The organism is Maribacter sp. TH_r10, assembly GCF_033101095.1.
GTDB classification, from domain to species: Bacteria; Bacteroidota; Bacteroidia; order Flavobacteriales; family Flavobacteriaceae; genus Maribacter_A; species Maribacter_A luteus.
On sequence record NZ_JAWMPY010000010.1, the window covers coordinates 72,306 to 89,975 of the forward strand.

Below are 17,670 nucleotides of genomic sequence, written 5' to 3' on the forward strand. Positions count from 1 at the left end.
TTTCGATTATTCTGGCATCTCATAATTCTCGACAACGAAATCAAGGTCTTTGTCACCTCTACCGCTTAAATTCACCAATATCGATTTTTGTGGATTTTCCTGTGCCAGTTTAAAGGCATAGGCAACAGCATGTGCACTTTCAAGGGCAGGGATAATGCCTTCCAAACGACTTAGTTCAAAGAAAGCATCAATGGTTTCCTTGTCCGAAACTACATCATAGTTTACTTTTTTCAAATCTTTCAACATACTATGTTCAGGGCCTACTCCAGGGTAATCCAAACCACTTGCCACTGAATACACTGGACTCGGTTCCCCGTTTTCATCCTGTAAAGTGTAGCATTTGAACCCGTGGATAATACCGGGTTTCCCCAAGGTCATGGTAGCGGCATGTTCTCCATGTTCCAAGGAACGTCCTCCTGGTTCAACACCATAGAGACTGCATTCACTGTCATCCAAAAAGGCAGAAAAAATACCCATGGCATTACTACCTCCACCAACGCAGGCCACGACATTATCAGGTAATTCACCCGTCATGTCAAAGAACTGTTCCTTTGCCTCAATACCTACGACACGTTGAAAATCGCGTACCATCATAGGAAATGGGTGTGGGCCTACTACGGATCCAATGCAATAAATGGTATTGATCGGGTCTTTCATATAAGCTTCAAAGGCGGAGTCAACGGCTTCTTTCAAAGTTTTCAGCCCGTGGGTAACCGGTACTACTTTAGCGCCAAGGATACGCATACGCACTACATTGGGCCGCTCCTTTGCCATATCAACTTCTCCCATATGAATTTCACATTCCAGGCCAAAATAAGCGGCGGCAGTTGCTAAGGCAACCCCATGTTGCCCCGCTCCGGTTTCGGCAATCAATTTCTTTTTGCCCAAGTGTTTGGCCAAAAGGGCTTCCCCCATACAATGGTTCAATTTATGGGCCCCTGTATGGTTTAGGTCCTCCCTTTTCAAATAGATCCTTCCGCCATATTTATCAGACAGGCGATTACAGTAATAAACAGGGGTAGGACGACCTTGATAGTGTTTTCTAATACTTCTAAGTTCCGAGATAAAACTGTGCGATTTACTGATGGCATAATACGCATCGGTAATTTTTTTCATCTCCTCTTCTAGCATGGGGGGGATAAATGCTCCGCCATATTCATTGAAAAATCCTTCTTTGTTCGGGTAAGTCTTAAAATAATTCTCGGTCATAATCTGATTTCTTGGGTCAATTGAAACTAAAATTTTATCGTAAGTTAAAATTACGGATTTTGCTTTTTATAATCGATGTGCATAAGTGGCCTTTTTTTGTGATATGTTCTTTAATAGAAGGCCATGTTTTAGGTAGTGATGCTATACTTATTTCTATCTTTGGGGTTAGGTGCTCATTTTTAATGGTTTTTGGTATGATAAATTTTAATGATGCGTATTCAAAGGTGTTGGAACATACTTTGGATTTGGGAGCTGGGATAGTGGCTTTGGAGCAAAGTGAAGGCAGGATTCTTGCAGAGGATATTTTGGCGGATAGGGATTTTCCTCCTTTTGACCGTGCTACCAAAGACGGAATTGCCATTAATTCAAAAGCCTTAAAAGAAGTAATAAATTCTTTTAAGATCGAAGCAATTGCCAGTGCCGGAATGCCCCAACAAAAACTGAGTGACATCCATAATTGTATTGAGATAATGACCGGTGCCGTAGTACCTAAAAATGCCGATACGGTGGTGATGTACGAACATTTGGAAATCAAAAATGGGCACGCCACTTTATTGAAAGATGCAATTGCAGGCCAAGATGTACACCCAAAAGGGAGCGATGTTGTATCCGGAACTGTACTATTACATAAAAATACGCGTATCGGGCCTGCGGAAATAGGGGTTTTGGCTTCTGTGGGTAAATCTGGACTTATGGTGAAAAAGCTACCAAAAGTGTGTGTGATTTCTACCGGAAATGAGTTGGTAGAGGTTTCGGAAATACCCTTGCCCCATCAAATACGAAAATCGAACGTACTTTCACTTTGTGCTGCTTTACAGAGAGAAGGGATCGTGGCCAATCCAATACATCTTAAAGATGATAAATCAGATATTCGAAAAGAACTGTCCCATATTTTGGAAACCTACGATACGGTTTTATTAAGTGGTGGTGTGTCTAAAGGAAAGTTCGATTTTATTCCTGAAGTTATGGCAGATCTTAAGGTGGGGAAAGTGTTTCATAGAGTGGCCCAAAAGCCAGGAAAACCTTTTTGGTTCGGTGTGCAGCCAGATCTTAAAACCGTTGTTTTTTCATTTCCGGGCAATCCTGTTTCCACTTTTGCCAATTATCATGTGTACTTTCTCCCATGGTTGTATAGCTCATTAGGTCTTGAGATAAGGAATGAGCAGGTTTTTTTGAACGCCCCAGTGATAGCGAAACCGCCATTGACCCGTTTTGTACAGGTGAAAACCGATAATAGGAAAGGAAGTCTTTGGGTAAATCCCGTACGTGAGAATGGGTCGGGCGATTTAACCAGTTTGGTGCACTCTGACGGATTTATATGTTTGCCCCCAAGGGAAGAAGCTTATGGGGTAGGGGAGCTTGTGAACTATATAGCGACTAAGTAGAACTTGTTTTATATTTTTGGCCGTTACTTAATGAGTGGGGTCGGATTTAGTTGTTCAGCACTTCTTGGAGATTTTGGTTCTTTTCGAATACTTTTTTTGCATATGAACAAAGTGGTTCTATTTTAAAACCGTTTTCCTTGGCAAATTCCACAGCTTGCATGACCAATAATTTACCGTAGCCTTTTCCTCCGAAGTTTGGGTCAACAGTTGTGTGGTCGATACTGAATGTTGTTTTGCCTTTCCAAGTATAATTCATTTCACCGGCAAAAATATCATTTTCGAAGAGGACAAATCGTCCATTTTCCTTACCGTCTTCCTGTACGATCCTTGTTGTATCTTTTCTGTTCATAGGACTGTTATTTGTGAATTTTGACTTTAAGCCGATAGTTCAATTATTAAAAGTAATAAGATTTTAAATAGGGGTCTTATCAATATGTTGCCAAGTATATAAAAGAAATGAAAAAATGCCCAATGTAAATCACATTGGGCATTAATGAATCAGCTCTTGGGAGACAATAGGTTATTGATGTTGGTGGCCCATTTTTGCATTGCATGTAGCTCACCATTTATTTGATAGCTGATGTCCGCATTAAAAAACTCCCATTTGATTTCCGGTTGGTCTTTTGCCTTTGGAATAAATCCCAGTTCCAGTTTATCGATTATTGTTTTGGTTCCGTTCTTATCGCCATTTTTGTTTCTGAACGTTCTACCCGTATTGATGACCTCACATTTTTTGATGTTGGAAAGATCAACAAATTGTTCTTCCTCTTTTTCTTTCGCACTTCTGGAAAAGAACAGTGTATTGTGTTCTTCGTCCATCCCTATTGCGAAAGTACCGAATACCTCTTGTTGGTTTATCTGGCAATTGTGCTTGTTCGCATTGTTCTGAAGTGCTTGAATAAATTGTTTTTCCTTTTTCTTTCTGCTCCTTCCAATCATTATAAAAGGTAGCATACATATCGTGATAATAATAGCACCTACTATGGCGCTTCCTAAATCCATGTTCATTTTAGTTATTTTTTAAATTTATAAGTAGTTGATCGGGCCAAATGCATTGCAAGGCCTAACGGTATAAAACCTGTCATTCGAAGAGGTCTGACAGTTTATAAATGAATCACCAAAAATAATGGAAAGGGAAAATGATATCGGTGGCCCTAAGCTGAATGGGGGCACCTTTTAAAAAATTTCGATATTGGGTGTAAACAGCATTTAATAATTGCTCACTGCCCTTTGTTGAAGACCATATTTTCGCAATCGGATTTTCGCAATTAGGTTCGGGTAGAAAGTTGAAACTTTCTATGGAACTTTCAAAGACTGAAAAATGGCCGTATAAGTTGTTCGTTACAAAGGTGTGCTGCTCACCTAAATCCGTAGTGGTGCTTTTTGTTACATCAGGAATGAAGGTGTTTGTCCTAACAACATGTACTGCTATACAGTAAATGGTCATTAAGACGGTTACACTAAAAATCCTGATACTATTTTTCATGCTGCAAATTTAATTGAATTGTTTTTTCGTGGTAAAGAACAATCATACATTTTTTCAATTCAATTTCATTTTAAGGGCATTGTAAACGTTCTTCATGATTTCCGGTCTCTCGGCAAGAACTATCAGTGTATCCTGTGACTCGATTATAGTGGCACCGTTCGGGGTTACATAACTATCATCCCTTTTTATCATTGCGATTATGGCGTTTCTGGGAAAACCCAATTCAACGATTTTCTTGTTCACTGCAAAACTATCTGGAGGTATGAAGATTTCTTTCATCTCCGTTTTCGGGTTTTCTGCCAGAAGTAAATCGGTCGGCGATGGTTTTTTGGTTTCTCCTGGCATCGCCACATTCAGCCATTTAGCCACTAGGGACAACGTAGTGCCTTGGATCAAAACCGAAGTAACGGATATGAAGAATACGATATTGAATATCATATTGGCCTTATCTATACCTGCCAATAGGGGATAGGTCGCAAATACGATTGGGGCTGCCCCACGTAAACCGACCCATGAAATATAGAAGCGTCTTCTGAGTTTCATCCTAAAAGGTAATAGACTAATGAAAACCCCAACAGGACGAGCCACTACAATCAGGAAAACCGAGATGAGAAGACCTATTCCCATAATGGGCAGTATTTGTGATGGGAAAACCAATAGGCCCAACGTAAGGAACAAAACGATCTGCATTAGCCAAGCCAATCCATCATACATTTTAAGAATTGTTTTTTTATGTATCAAGTCTTGGTTGCCAAGGTAAACGGCACACATATAAATGGCCAGGAACCCATTACCTCCGACAAAATCTGTTGCCGAGAACGTTATGAACATAAGGGTAATGACCAATACGGGATAAAGTCCTTCGAAATCGAGTTTTATTTTATTGATGATGAACTTACTGAGACGACCAAATCCCAAACCGGCAAGTCCGCCTATGACCATCTGTTTTAGAAATAGAGGGATGATCGAGGTAACACCAAGATCCTGGTTGATGACCAAAGACAAAAATGCGATGGTCAATACATAGGCCATGGGGTCGTTACTTCCGCTTTCCAACTCCAATGTTGGTCTTAGATTGGTCCGAAGGGCAAGGTTCTTAGAACGCAGTATAGAGAATACGGCAGCTGCATCCGTTGAGGAAACAATGGATCCCAAGAGCATACTTTCATAAATGGTCAACCCTGTAAAATGCCAAACGAAAACACCAAGGGTAAGGGCAGTCAACAAAACACCTACCGTTGATAGGGCAATACCTTCCCATAGGATGGGTTTTATCGCTGGCCAGCTGGTATCGAGGCCACCGGAAAAAAGAATGAAGTTGAGCGATACAATACCGATGAACTGGGTTATTTTGGGATTGTCAAAATGAATACCGCCGATTCCGTCAGATCCAGCTAACATCCCTATGGCCAAAAATAACAAAAGGGTAGGTACACCGAACTTATAAGATGTCTTACCGGCAAATATGCTGATCAGCAGTAGTAAGGACCCGACCAATAAGATGTTTTCGATGGTTAAATTCATTCTTTAGTTTCTGTTTTTCCTAAAGTCTACAAAGGTATGGTATTGTTGGTTTTCTTGTTTTTTTCAACTGTTGATACTGCTTAATTTTAATAAAGATTTAATAGTATAAGTTGTTTATGGTAAAAGATGGATAAGTATTTGAAAAAAAATAGCCATAAATCTATTTTACCATCAAACAAAAAGAAAAAAGCCATAGCAAATTTGGACTATGGCTTATTGGATCTTAGGTAATTTTGTTAAATCAATCAGATTAAATCAATAGGGTTTCAAAGCATTGATTCCATGATCTTTTTTACATCCGGGTTTTTATAGATTTCCTGAACCTTTTCAGTATACGAAGTCGCAAACCTTTTGTTCTTGGCAAGGTCTCCGAATAGGGACTCTTGCTTTATGAATGCCAATGGGTCGGTCATGGTCCGTTTCGCGGCTTCATGTAGTTCATTGGCCATAACATCTATGATTTCAATAGGTTGCCCGTTTTTATCTTTTCCTTTATCACTGTAGTAACACCATGCGGCAATGACCAAGGTTGTTAATTCAATACTGCCATTGTTCGTTAAGTTCTCATCTAAGGTTTCAATCAGGAATTTCGGTAGTTTGGCAGAAGTTTCAGAACAAATGCGGCTGACACTATCCTTAATGTTGGGGTTTGCAAAGCGTTCTTGAAGACTGTCTTTGTATTTGTCAAGATCAATACCTTGTACTTTATCCAAGGTTGGGGTGGCCTCGGTATCCATGAACTTTCTTAAGTACTTGGAGAATACTTCATCCTCAATACAAGAGTTGATGGTTTTATGGCCATGGATGGCACCTAATAAACCTAAAACGGAATGACCTGCATTGAGCAACCGTAGTTTCATTTTCTCATAGGGTTTTACGTCGGGTACGAACTGTGCACCTACTTTTTCATACCCTGGTCTACCATTTGAAAATTTATCCTCTATAACCCATTGAAGAAAAGGCTCGCAGGTAACGGGCCATTCATCTTTTAAGCCGTAGGTTTTTTCCAAATAATCAATATCCGATTGCGTGGTAACCGGTGTTATGCGGTCTACCATACTATTGGGGAAACTAACTTCTTTTTCAATCCATTCGGCCAATTCCGAATCCTGTTTCTTCGCGAAAGTAAGCAGCATGTTCCGTACAACATCGCCATTGTGCTGAATGTTGTCACAGGACATGACGGTGAAAGCGGGAATACCTGCATCACGACGTTTTCTCAAAGCGGCGGTTAAATAACCGTAAACTGTTTTTGGGCGTTCAGGATGCTTCAATTCGTGTTGTATGTCAGGGTTCTCAAAATTGAATTCCCCTGTTGCGGGATTAAAGTTATAACCTCCTTCGGTAATGGTTAGTGAAACGATTTTTGTATGAGGGTCTGCCATACGTTCAATAACTGGATTAGGGTCGTCTGCGCCTAATAAGAAATCGACCAGTGAGCCTATAACCTGTGGTTTTACCTCACCATCAGGATGTTTTACCATTAGGGTGTAGAGTCCGTTTTGTTTTGTAAGTACATCATGTATTTTTCGGTCAGCTTCACGTATACCAATGCCGCAGATGCCCCACTGTTTTCCAGAGCTATTGAATTTTTCAAGAAGGTTATGGGTGTATAATGCTTGGTGGGCCCTATGAAAACCACCGACACCGATATGTATTATGCCTATTTCAATTTCATTTCTATCGTAGTCGGGGCAGGGGATACGTTTTTGGATCTCTGCCAAATTACCGTTATTGAGGTAGAGGATATTTTCCATATTCTATTAATTGGTGTTTTTTTGTTTTTTACGTCTGAGTGCCCAATATGCCGTTACAAAATATATTAGGGTACAAATAAATCCGTATTGATAAAAATTCTCACGATTGGCGAAATAGGCATTTTCATCCATGCTATTGAACATGGTTATGCCGGCCAATATCAGTGTTATGGCCAATGCCAGGATGGCGATACTCCTCAGGAGTTTACTGAAGTTAGAATCGTCTTTCACTGTTTTTGGTTCCAGTGCCGCTTTTTGTTCTTGGAACCTTTCAATATTTTCATTTCGAATTTCATCCTCTTTTTGAGCCTCAGGGTATTTATCTTTTGCGCCATAACGGGAAGCCAAAAAGGTGTAGATCAAAATGGTGAAAATCCAAGTGGGGATGAAAAGATAAAAGAAAGACATAACGTTCAGGGCATTAAGTCCAAAACCGAACAATAGGCCCAATGCCCAAGCAGCAATGGCCGGCGTACTGAACGTTAGTTTGCGGTAGGAAGACCAGTAACGGGTATATCCTATTCTTGGAAATATTTGGTGCTCTGCAAAAACGATGCCCCCGACCGGTACTACCAAAAGTCCGGCATATGTTAATAAGGGGAGTATTTGTGAAAACACAAAAGGGAAACAGGCTACGATTACCGTAATCAGACCTACGGTAAGTGTGGTGGTTTTTCGGGAATGATTATGGAAAATGGCTTGGGCCGCCAACCCTGCCCTGTAGAGGTTTGTTATAGCCGTTGTCCATCCGGCAACGATGACGATAACGAAACCTGACCACCCCAGTGCGTAGTAGGCAACATCACCTGGATCTAATTCCACTATGCTTTTACCTAAGATCACGGCGGCACCTGCGCCCATGATTCCCGCAGCGATCCATGCCACATAATGGCCGAACATCATTCCGGTACTTGTCGCCAATCCATAAATTTTCTTTTTGGCGAAACGTAATAAGGCCATGTCTATTAGTCCAAAATGGGTAATGGTATTGGCTGCCCATGCGAAACCTATGACCTCGACCAAACCAATGCCGGATTCGCCTTCACTGTTTATCCCTGTCCAAATGGATTGATTGCCAATGCTTATAAAATCGCTCCAGCCATTAGGTAAAGTCTTGCCCAATACGTCTAAGGATAGGGCAGGCAAAAGAACTAGGGCGCCACTGGTGAACATTACGAACAACCATGGGGCGCAAATTCCCGAAAATTCAGATACCGCATTAAATCCGTATATGGCTATGGATACTACTACCATACCCACAACAAAGACGATTAATATAAACCATACATTGGTAGGGTACCAATTCAATTGGGCAGGTATGTCAAAAGCAAAACGTACCGCTGTGGCCGAAACGGTTACCATGGCGGCGGAAATTACCGTAAAGATGATGACGTTCGCCCAATTGTAGAGTTTTGTCATTGAGTCGCCCGCAATCTTGTTAAGGTATGTGTAAAGGCTTAATCTTGTATCTACCGCAATGGGTGAGGTAATGAACGTCCAGCTCAGAACAGCTAAGATGTTACCGATCAAAAGCCCCAATAGAATATCCATTGTTTTTGCACCGAGGGCAACAAAGGTCGCACCTATGACAAATTCGGTGGCGGCAACATGTTCCGCAGCATATAGTCCCGCAAAATGGGTCCAATCATGTAATTTGTTCTTAGGAACCGGTAATTGTTCTTCGGCAAGGTTTTCGAACTGTTCAAAATCTTTTGGTCTATCCATAGGTAAGGTTGGTGAAGGGAATAGGAATCCCTGAAATTAGGTTGCTGAGGTTTTATACATTTTCAAATAAAGTCAGGACCCATTGTTCAAGGTCTTAAAAGGTGAAAATATTCGAATTTTATATCAGGAATCAATCGACGGATTCATACCTTAAATTTAAGGTTTTCAAATTAATTAAACCATTAAACCCAATGTTAATTGAATAGTTGAATTCAAATTAAAAAATATGGCTTCCTTCTTGGATCTCTTTTAATAGATTTTTATCCAAATGAACATATTCGTTATTTTTCGGAAGCATTACATATACAGGGTCTTTACAATTGAAACCTTCTTTTTTCAAATCGAATTTTTTGATTTTATGGGTGTGGGTGAAATCGATATCACCCTTTATTCGAATGAAGATTGGTATGGCATATTTAGGGAGTTCTTTTTGTAATTTCCCGGTCAAGGATGTCATATCGAAATTTTCATCCTTATGTTTTACGATAGTTGCCATACCTGCCCTACCGTCGTTATTAGGTATCTGTACACCATAGACGGCACACATTTCAACTCCTTTGACCTGACCGATTATTCCCTCAACTTCTGCAGTGGCAACGTTTTCGCCTTTCCAACGAAATGTATCCCCGATCCTGTCCACAAAGCGGGCGTGTCGAAAACCGATATCTTGTAAAAGGTCACCGCTGTTGAACCACATGTCCCCGGTTTTCAGTACGTTTCGAAGAATTTTGTCCTCATTACGTTTCTTGTTCACATAGCCATCGAAAGCTGATTTTTCACTGATTTCGGAAATCAATAATCCGGTTTCCCCTTTTTTGACCGGAATGCAAAAACCGTTGTCACCCTTCAAGGGGGTGTCATTTTCCACATCATATTTTATGATCTTGTAATTTTGAGGGCACCATCCGATGGTGCAATCGAAATTCAAGGTATTGGTAAAACTGGTATTACCATCGGCAGCGCCATAAAACTCGTAGATGTTTTTAATTTGGAAACGTTCCTTAAACTGGTGCCAAATATCAGGCCGTAACCCGTTGCCCATTATTTTTGTGATTCTGTGTTTTTTCTCCAAGTCAGAAGGTGGGGCATTCAATAAATAACGGCACAATTCCCCAATGTAAATAAAGGCCGAGACATTGTATTTGGCAACGTCTTCCCAAAAATGTGTGACCGAGAACTTCCTTCTCATAACCATGGTACAAGAAGCCGCAAGTGCCGTAGGCCAACCAACGATAATTGAGTTTGTGTGGTAAAAGGGTAGGGGAACGTACATAACATCGCTGGTGTTGAGGTTCATGTTCACCTTGCCGAACCAATAGTATGTCGCCATCCACTTTCTGTTCGTTTGTCTCGATGCTTTGGGTAACCCTGTAGTTCCTGACGTAAATACATTGGCGTAAACCTGACTGGCCTTTATTTGTGATGTTGTGCTAGGGTTGGTCGTATCAACTTTTGTAAGTTCCATTTTAAGATCAATGTAGTTCTTGGGGCAGGATTTTTTATTTTGATCACTTATCCAATAATAACTAGGGTCGGCCATGTTATTAATGATTTCCTTAACGTCTTCGAATTCAGGTATGAGCTCCTCACCGATGATCAAGTGTTTGGATTTTGTCAACTCTATGGCATGTATTAACGTCTGTTCCCTTTGATTGGGGTTGATAAGGGAAATAATGGCCCCGATTTTTGCGCAAGCCGCGATCAAAAAGAGCAGTTCGGGTCTGTTTTCCAAGAAAACGATGACCGTTTCACCATTTTGAACCCCTTTCTTTAAAAAGTAGTTGGCATATTGGTTTATGGTTTCGTTGAATTCGGTATAGGTATAACTTTGGTCCTCGAACCTAAGGGCGACTATATTCCCATGTTTGGCGGCATTGGATTCTATGATCCTGCCAATGGAAGCATAACTGTTAGGGCTTATACCCTTGGCTTTTTTTACATTCTGTATGATTCTGGGGAATTGAGGGGCAAGTTTTAATAATTTTCCAATCAGCCTTATTAAGGTCGGGTTGTGGTTTTGATAATTTTTGGCCATTGATCAAGATCCTACGATAGTAATTTAATTCTAGTTCCCAAAAGTTCAGTTAGCTGTTATTTTGGGAAAGAAAAGATAGTGATTTCGAACAATAGTAAATGGGAAATCGGGAATAATAATTAAAAGGGGGTAGTAAAGGTAAAGGAGCTGGACCTGCCAAAACCTATACTTGTTGGCATAGGGGAAAACGGAATCTTTAAAAAGATCCCGTTTATCAGTTGCCTTGGTTGTGGAATGTCCTTTGTTATGCCAAAGTATTAAAGAACCGGTGTCAAGTGTTTTGTTTTATGACGAATAAGCGCCCGAAGAATATGTTAGTTCATAGCTATGGGTGTAGATTTCGAAAACAATCCCGAAGGGATCTTCCACATAACACATTTTGTAAGGTTTGTCTTCAGGGTAATAGGCCCTAATGGGCATACGCTGTTTACCACCAAAAGCCACGATTTTATCTATCAATCCTTCTATATCGGGATCTTGGACCGAGAAATGAAATAGTCCGGTATTAAAAGGGTTGAATTCGGGAGCTTCTTTTACGCCTTGGGGAAAGGAAAACAATTCAATACCAATACCATCTGAAGTGGCTAAATGCGCGATTTCGAATTCTTCCCAGTCATCGCCAAAAACGTCGATGCACATTTGTCCTATAGCGGTTTCATTTTCTTTTTTCACTTTGGATGGCTCCATGATTACATACCATCCCATCACGTCTGAATAGAATTTTACGGCTTTTTCAATATCAGGGACCGTAATCCCGATGTGTGAGAATGATTTTGGATAATTTTTATCTGATGTCATAGCTATTTGTTTAAATAAGTTACAAAATAAGCATATATTTATCCTTTGGTCAATAACTTACTTAAAAGTATCATAGTTACCTAAAGGAGTAAAATGCTGTAAAACAGATTTATAATTATTTATAATGGATAAAAATAATTGCTGTCCGCTCAATTATACTATGGGTTTAATTGGGACTAAATGGAAACCATTGGTGTTGTTCCATTTATTGGAAGGACCACTGCGTTCGGGAATATTACAAAAGAAAGTTCCGGGGATTTCGAATAAAATGTTTACCCAAACCTTACGGGAATTGGAAAAGGACGGACTTATTTATAGGAAAGTCTTTCCTGTTGTTCCCCCAAAGGTGGAATATGGGTTAAGCGAACGAGGGAAAACCCTTGAAGGTATCTTAAGAAGCTTGGATCAGTGGGGTGTCTCGGATAGTCAAAAGTCTTAGGAAGAAAACAATAGGTGAAATACAAGTGCATTGTTGCCTATATACTTGTTTTTAAACCTTAGATAATTAATGGTCTTTCTGCTCTTTGGGCACGTCTTCTTTTTGAATTAAAAAATGCATCAATCAGTCTGCATTAGTTCATTTTGAAAACTTTGCAGGCTAATACCCGATTCTATTGGTTGCCCTAATTCCAATAAAGCGCATTCCAAAGCACTTAATACCGCCACTAGGTCGTTTGGAGAGACGGAGCCCATATGTCCGATTCGGAAGTATGAGGTCTTTATTTCTGCGAGCAATCCTCCTGCAACGATTACGTTTTTTTCGGCTATTTTAGCCCGAAGGGCGGCACCATCAATCCCCTTGGGGTAGTAAGCAGCAGTTAAGGTATTGGCCGCAACCTGATTTGATTTCGGTAAGATCTCTATGTTTAATGAAGCTATTGCCGCTCTAAAGGCTTTGGCTAAATTTTGATGCCTTTTGACCCTATTGTCCATACCTTCTTTACTAATGATCTTTAAACTGGTTTCCAGCGCTACGATTAAATTGACCGCAGGTGTTCCGAAGTAGGAAGGTTTTTTTTCTTCGTACGCCTTCATTATCGGCAGCCAATTGCTCCAATCTGAATAATAACTACCTACAGGTGTCTGCCTGTTTTTAAAAACATCAATCGCTTTTTGCGAAGCCATTAAAAGAGCAAGACCTGGTGGTACCCCGATTGCTTTCTGTGAGCCCGTTAAAACCACATCGATTCCCCATTCGTCTTGTTTTATTTCTTCCCCTGCCACGGAACATACGCCATCGAGAATGGTTAGTACCCCATATTTTTTTGCTAACTGTGCTATAGGTTTGGGGTGCATTAAAATGCCTGTTGAGGTATCTACATGGGTTATGGTCAGCGCTTTGTATTTTTCGGTTTTCAATTCGTTTTCAATAGCTTCAATCGAAACGATTTCACCAATAGGTGCTTCTAAAATAGTGGTGTTGGCTCCGTAACGATCTAGGATGTCCTTAAATCGTTTGCCAAAATATCCAGATGAAATAACTAGTACATGGTCGCCTTGTTCAATAAGGTTGCCTGCTGCCATGTCCATAGCCAATGTTCCTGTTCCTGCAACGATAAAGGGCTGCCCTGTCGGCGATTGCCAAACCTCCCTCATCAATTCAAGACTGTTTCCGAAAACCTCTATAAAGTTCGGGGCTATATGGCTGGTTGTTGCCATGCCCATTGCACGTAAGACTTCCGGCTCAAACTCAATTGGACCAGGGATCATAAGTAATTTTCTTCCTTTCATGCTATTTCAATAAATTATGTTCGCTAATAAGAATGCCATCATGGTCTACATAAATATATTCACTTGGTATAAAGGTAACACCTCCGAACGTAATTGGAATGTCGACCTCACCAATATTTCGTTTAATGCTTTTTACCGGGCAAGTATTGATTGCCCTAATACCAATGTCCATTGAACTGATCAGATGACTGTCGCGAAGACAGCCGTATATGATAATACCGTTCCAGTTGTTCTTTATGGCCAGAGCGACCAATTGGTCACCGACCAAAGCACAACGTAAGGAGCCACCGCCATCAATGACCAGAACCTTTCCTTTACCGTCGGTTTCGAGTTGCTTTCTTACCAAGGAATTGTCTTCGAACAATTTAAGGGTCGATATTTTCCCTGAAAAAACCTTTTTCTTTCCGTATGGGCGGAATATGGGTTCTACGCAATTTAATTGAGCTTGGTACTCGTCATAAAGGTCAGCTGTTGTGAACATATCTGATGGATGTTGTGAGGGAAATCAATGGAATTATTAAAAAAAAAGGCAAAGGCGACAATCGTACATCGCCTTTACCCAGGAATTGGATTGGAAATTATTTCGTAAGAATAAGTTCTATCGTTTCCTCTTTCTCATTCAGTTCAAACTGATTGCTTGTGTTCTTCTCGCCACCTGCTTTCAAAGCTTTTTCACCGGCAAAGAAGGTCTTGTGGTCATCGCCCAAGTCAGAACCTGCCATACGTTGGTGTTTAACACAAGAAACACCTTTTCTGATTTCTTGACGCTGAACGGCATCTACATATGCCAACATACCTTTATCACCGAAATAACCCTCTACAAGATCGTTCATGTGCAATGCCGTAGTATGATAGGTAGGCAAGGTAATCAAGTGGTGGAATACACCGGCATGTTCCGCGGCATCTTCCTGGAAGGTCCGGATCATTTCGTCTGCTTTTCGTGATAAGGCCGTACCATCGTATTTGGCGTCCATTAAATTCTCACGAGTATAGTCTGATACATCCTCTCCTGCCTCTTTCATGGCATCATAAGCTTGTTGGCGGAAATTGATCGTCCAGTTAAAAGAAGGTGAATTGTTATACACCAGTTTCGCGTTTGGCACCTGCTCTTTAACCCTGTTCACCATATGGGCAATTTGTTTCACGTTTGGTGTCGGGGTTTCGATCCAAAGTAAGTCGGCCCCGTTTTTTAAGCTGGTAACGCAGTCAAGCACAACGCGATCTATATTGGAATTTTCCTTGAACTTGTACAATCCGTTCGGCATGCGCAATGGGCGTACCAATTTTCCGTTCCGTTTAAAAAGGACATCGTTCTCATTAACATCTTCCATAGAAACCTCTTCGGCCTCTACAAAATCCATGTATTGGGAAGCGAGATCGCCTTCCTCTTGGGAAACCGGTAGTTTTTGGGTTAAACCGGCTCCTTCCGAATCGGTTCTTGCTACGATGATCCCATCTTCGATCCCCAATTCCAAAAATGCATATCTAAGCGCATTTATTTTTGCGATGAAATCTTCATGGGGTACGGTTACCTTACCGTCTTGATGCCCGCATTGCTTGGCATCGGAAACCTGGTTTTCTATTTGAAGTGCACAAGCACCGGCCTCGATCATTTTTTTTGCCAAAAGGTAAGTAGCTTCTTCATTACCAAAACCTGCATCGATATCGGCGATGATGGGAACTATGTGTGTTTCAAAATTGTCTATTTCCGATTGAACGTCTTCACCGGCATCCAAACGACGGAAAAGATCGTTCAATTCTACAGCGTCTGCCTGTTTTAAGAAGGTGTATATTTCTTCTATCAACTTTGGAACGGCGGTTTTTTCGTGCATGGATTGATCAGGCAAAGGGCCTAATTCGGAACGCAAGGCGGCTACCATCCAACCGGAAAGGTATAGGTATTTTTTGTTCGTTGTGCCATGATGTTTTTTAATGGCGATCATTTTTTGTTGGGCAACAAAACCATGCCAGCAACCTAAAGATTGGGTGTATTGGGAGGAATCCGCGTCATAATCTGCCATGTCCTTACGCATGATGCCAGCCGTGTATTCGGCAATGTCCAGTCCTGTTTTAAACCTATTCTGTACTGCAATACGTGCTGCGTTTTCCGGACTTATACTTGCCCAGGTGTTTCCGTGTTTCGCTTTTATGTTTCGTATTACGTCTATGGCGTTATTATACTGTGTCATAATCAAAAGGTTTAAAGTTTAATGTAAATGGATGTGTTAGGACTTAATGTTGTGGGTGTCTTTTGGGCGCAGTAATCAACCGTGTTGCTGATTGCCCAATTTGTTACGAGTGTTCGTGTTTTCTCCAGATTTTCCATAGTTTTGTAATATGTTATTATTAGTAATAATTAGATCCTGTTGATTGTGTCCGCAATCGCAGGATTGTTTTTTTCTATATGTATTGATACGCAGTTAGCGTTAAGAATTCTTCAAACTCTTCGGAAAGTACCAATTGGTCAAATAGTTCGAATGCCAGTTTGAATTTGGTGTTCTTCAGGTTGTCTTCCCCATATTCGGTAATGATCTTCTCGATTTCACTATCAAAAAGTTCGGCATAAAGAGCAATGTTGAATTTTCGTCCATCCTCTAGTTTAACCTCGTTCTTAAGCCATTGCCACACTTGGGTCCTGGATATTTCCGCAGTGGCGGCATCCTCCATTAAATTATAGAGAGCAACGGCGCCATATCCGCGTAGCCATGCTTCTAGGTATAGAATACCGACATTGATGTTTTTTCTGATGCCGGCTTCGGTAACGGTACCTTTAGGTATTTCTACCAAATCCGCTTCGGTAATCTGTATATCTTCCCTGGTAACATGCAACTGGTTTGGTGTGGGCATGTACTTATCAAATTCTGACATTGCAACTGCCACTAAGGCCGGGTGGGCTACCCATGTGCCGTCGTGACCATTCTTAACTTCGCGATTCTTGTCCTTTCTTACTTTTTCCAAAGCTTCTGCATTTGCGGATGGGTTGTTCTTGATCGGAATTTGGGCCGCCATACCACCTATGGCCAATATTCCCCTTTTATGACATCGTTGGATCACCAATTTCGAATATGCATCCATAAAAGGTGAGGTCATCGTTACTTGATCACGGTTGGGGACAACGAAATTCGGGTGGTTCCTGAATTTTTTGATGTATGAGAATATGTAATCCCATCGGCCACAGTTCAACCCCACGATATGATCTTTTAGTTCGTAGATGATTTCATCTAACTGAAAACTTGCGGTTATCGTTTCTATTAAAACCGTTGCTTTGAACGTACCGTTGGGTACATCAAGGTATTCTTCTGCGAATGTGAATACATCGTTCCACCAACGTGCTTCTGTATAGTGTTCCAATTTAGGCAGATAGAAGTAGGGTGCTGTGTTCTGTTCCATAAGTGTTTTTGTGTTATGGAATACGTAAAGACCAAAATCCATTAAACTGCCAGATAGTTCCTCACCTTTTATGATGATATGTCTTTCGTTCAAGTGCAGTCCTCTGGGTCTTACCAATAGAACAGCGGTTTCTGGGTTCAAGGTGTAAGATTTGCTATTATCGGGATGAACAAAAGAGATGGTTTTTTTATTGGCATCAATCAGGTTCTGTTGCCCTTCATTTGCGTTTTCCCATGTTGGGGCGGTACTGTCTTCCAAGTCGGCCATAAAGGTTTTGGCACCTGAATTCAATGCGTTAATGATCATCTTCCTGTCTACCGGCCCTGTAATTTCTACACGCCTGTCCTGTAGGTCATGTGGAATGTTGCCGGCTTTCCATTCGCCATTGCGAATTTCCATTGTTTCATTCGGGAATTTTGGAAAACCGCCTGCATCGAAGAATTTCTGCTGATTTAGCCGTTCTTCCAAAAGCGATAACCTTCGGTTGTTGAACTTCTGGTGTAATGCGGATAGGAAGGCCAAAGCCTCTTCGGTGAGGATTTCGGGATAGTGATTATCTACCTCCTTTGAGAAGATAATATTCGATTTTTTTAATAGTGTGTTTTCCATGGTGCTAATGAATTTAGACAA

15 protein-coding genes are annotated in these 17,670 nt (G+C 40.9%); 2 read left to right on the forward strand and 13 right to left on the reverse strand.

The annotated features are described in order from the left end of the window. Window positions 1-6: 6 nt before the first annotated feature. Complete coding sequence (gene trpB / locus R3X28_RS17840; RefSeq protein WP_154368704.1) at window positions 7-1,209, reverse strand: tryptophan synthase subunit beta; 1,203 nt, start codon at window positions 1,207-1,209, stop codon at window positions 7-9. Between the two features lie 194 nt (window positions 1,210-1,403). Here trpB and R3X28_RS17845 point away from each other — a divergent pair, with 194 nt between their 5' ends. Beyond that, entirely contained in the window at window positions 1,404-2,594 is a 1,191-nt protein-coding gene (locus R3X28_RS17845) for a molybdopterin molybdotransferase MoeA (RefSeq protein ID WP_317666152.1), read from the forward strand. A 46-nt stretch (window positions 2,595-2,640) separates the two neighbouring features. Here R3X28_RS17845 and R3X28_RS17850 read toward each other — a convergent pair whose 3' ends face one another. The 8 genes from R3X28_RS17850 to R3X28_RS17885 all read right to left on the reverse strand — a co-directional run bounded on the left by R3X28_RS17850 (window position 2,641) and on the right by R3X28_RS17885 (window position 11,919). Then, window positions 2,641-2,943 carry a GNAT family N-acetyltransferase gene (locus tag R3X28_RS17850; protein WP_317666154.1) on the reverse strand — a complete coding sequence of 101 codons (303 nt, stop codon included), beginning with the start codon at window positions 2,941-2,943 and terminating at the stop codon, window positions 2,641-2,643. A gap of 149 nt (window positions 2,944-3,092) precedes the next feature. Next, entirely contained in the window at window positions 3,093-3,602 is a 510-nt protein-coding gene (locus R3X28_RS17855; RefSeq protein ID WP_282056944.1) for a hypothetical protein, read from the reverse strand. 106 nt (window positions 3,603-3,708) lie between these two features. Continuing rightward, the gene (locus R3X28_RS17860) at window positions 3,709-4,080 is read right to left on the reverse strand and encodes a hypothetical protein (protein WP_317666158.1); all 372 of its coding nucleotides are present in this window, start codon (window positions 4,078-4,080) and stop codon (window positions 3,709-3,711) included. A 54-nt stretch (window positions 4,081-4,134) separates the two neighbouring features. Then, window positions 4,135-5,604: a potassium/proton antiporter gene (locus R3X28_RS17865; RefSeq protein ID WP_317666160.1), complete on the reverse strand. Its 1,470-nt coding sequence runs from the start codon at window positions 5,602-5,604 to the stop codon at window positions 4,135-4,137. A gap of 266 nt (window positions 5,605-5,870) precedes the next feature. Further along, window positions 5,871-7,361: a mannitol dehydrogenase family protein gene (locus R3X28_RS17870; RefSeq protein ID WP_317666162.1), complete on the reverse strand. Its 1,491-nt coding sequence runs from the start codon at window positions 7,359-7,361 to the stop codon at window positions 5,871-5,873. Between the two features lie 6 nt (window positions 7,362-7,367). Further along, window positions 7,368-9,086, reverse strand: a complete 1,719-nt coding sequence (locus R3X28_RS17875) for a hypothetical protein (RefSeq protein WP_317666164.1) — start codon at window positions 9,084-9,086, stop codon at window positions 7,368-7,370. Between the two features lie 217 nt (window positions 9,087-9,303). Further along, window positions 9,304-11,121 carry a long-chain-acyl-CoA synthetase gene (locus R3X28_RS17880; RefSeq protein ID WP_317666166.1) on the reverse strand — a complete coding sequence of 606 codons (1,818 nt, stop codon included), beginning with the start codon at window positions 11,119-11,121 and terminating at the stop codon, window positions 9,304-9,306. Between the two features lie 285 nt (window positions 11,122-11,406). Continuing rightward, window positions 11,407-11,919 carry a VOC family protein gene (locus R3X28_RS17885; protein ID WP_282056951.1) on the reverse strand — a complete coding sequence of 171 codons (513 nt, stop codon included), beginning with the start codon at window positions 11,917-11,919 and terminating at the stop codon, window positions 11,407-11,409. A gap of 124 nt (window positions 11,920-12,043) precedes the next feature. Between R3X28_RS17885 and R3X28_RS17890 the strand changes: the two genes are divergently transcribed. Continuing rightward, on the forward strand, window positions 12,044-12,358 hold the full coding sequence (locus R3X28_RS17890; protein WP_317666171.1) for a helix-turn-helix domain-containing protein: 315 nt from the start codon (window positions 12,044-12,046) through the stop codon (window positions 12,356-12,358). Window positions 12,359-12,477: 119 nt separating this feature from the next. Here the strand turns inward: R3X28_RS17890 and R3X28_RS17895 are convergent, their stop codons facing one another. The 4 genes from R3X28_RS17895 to aceB all read right to left on the reverse strand — a co-directional run bounded on the left by R3X28_RS17895 (window position 12,478) and on the right by aceB (window position 17,649). After that, window positions 12,478-13,650 (reverse strand): alanine--glyoxylate aminotransferase family protein, encoded by a 1,173-nt coding sequence (locus tag R3X28_RS17895; protein ID WP_317666173.1) that lies wholly within the window; start codon window positions 13,648-13,650, stop codon window positions 12,478-12,480. Window position 13,651: 1 nt separating this feature from the next. Then, window positions 13,652-14,131: a ribonuclease E activity regulator RraA gene (gene rraA, locus R3X28_RS17900; protein WP_317666175.1), complete on the reverse strand. Its 480-nt coding sequence runs from the start codon at window positions 14,129-14,131 to the stop codon at window positions 13,652-13,654. A 97-nt stretch (window positions 14,132-14,228) separates the two neighbouring features. Beyond that, window positions 14,229-15,839: an isocitrate lyase gene (locus R3X28_RS17905; protein WP_317666177.1), complete on the reverse strand. Its 1,611-nt coding sequence runs from the start codon at window positions 15,837-15,839 to the stop codon at window positions 14,229-14,231. Between the two features lie 211 nt (window positions 15,840-16,050). Continuing rightward, window positions 16,051-17,649 (reverse strand): malate synthase A, encoded by a 1,599-nt coding sequence (aceB, locus tag R3X28_RS17910; protein ID WP_317666179.1) that lies wholly within the window; start codon window positions 17,647-17,649, stop codon window positions 16,051-16,053. Window positions 17,650-17,670 lie beyond the last annotated feature (21 nt).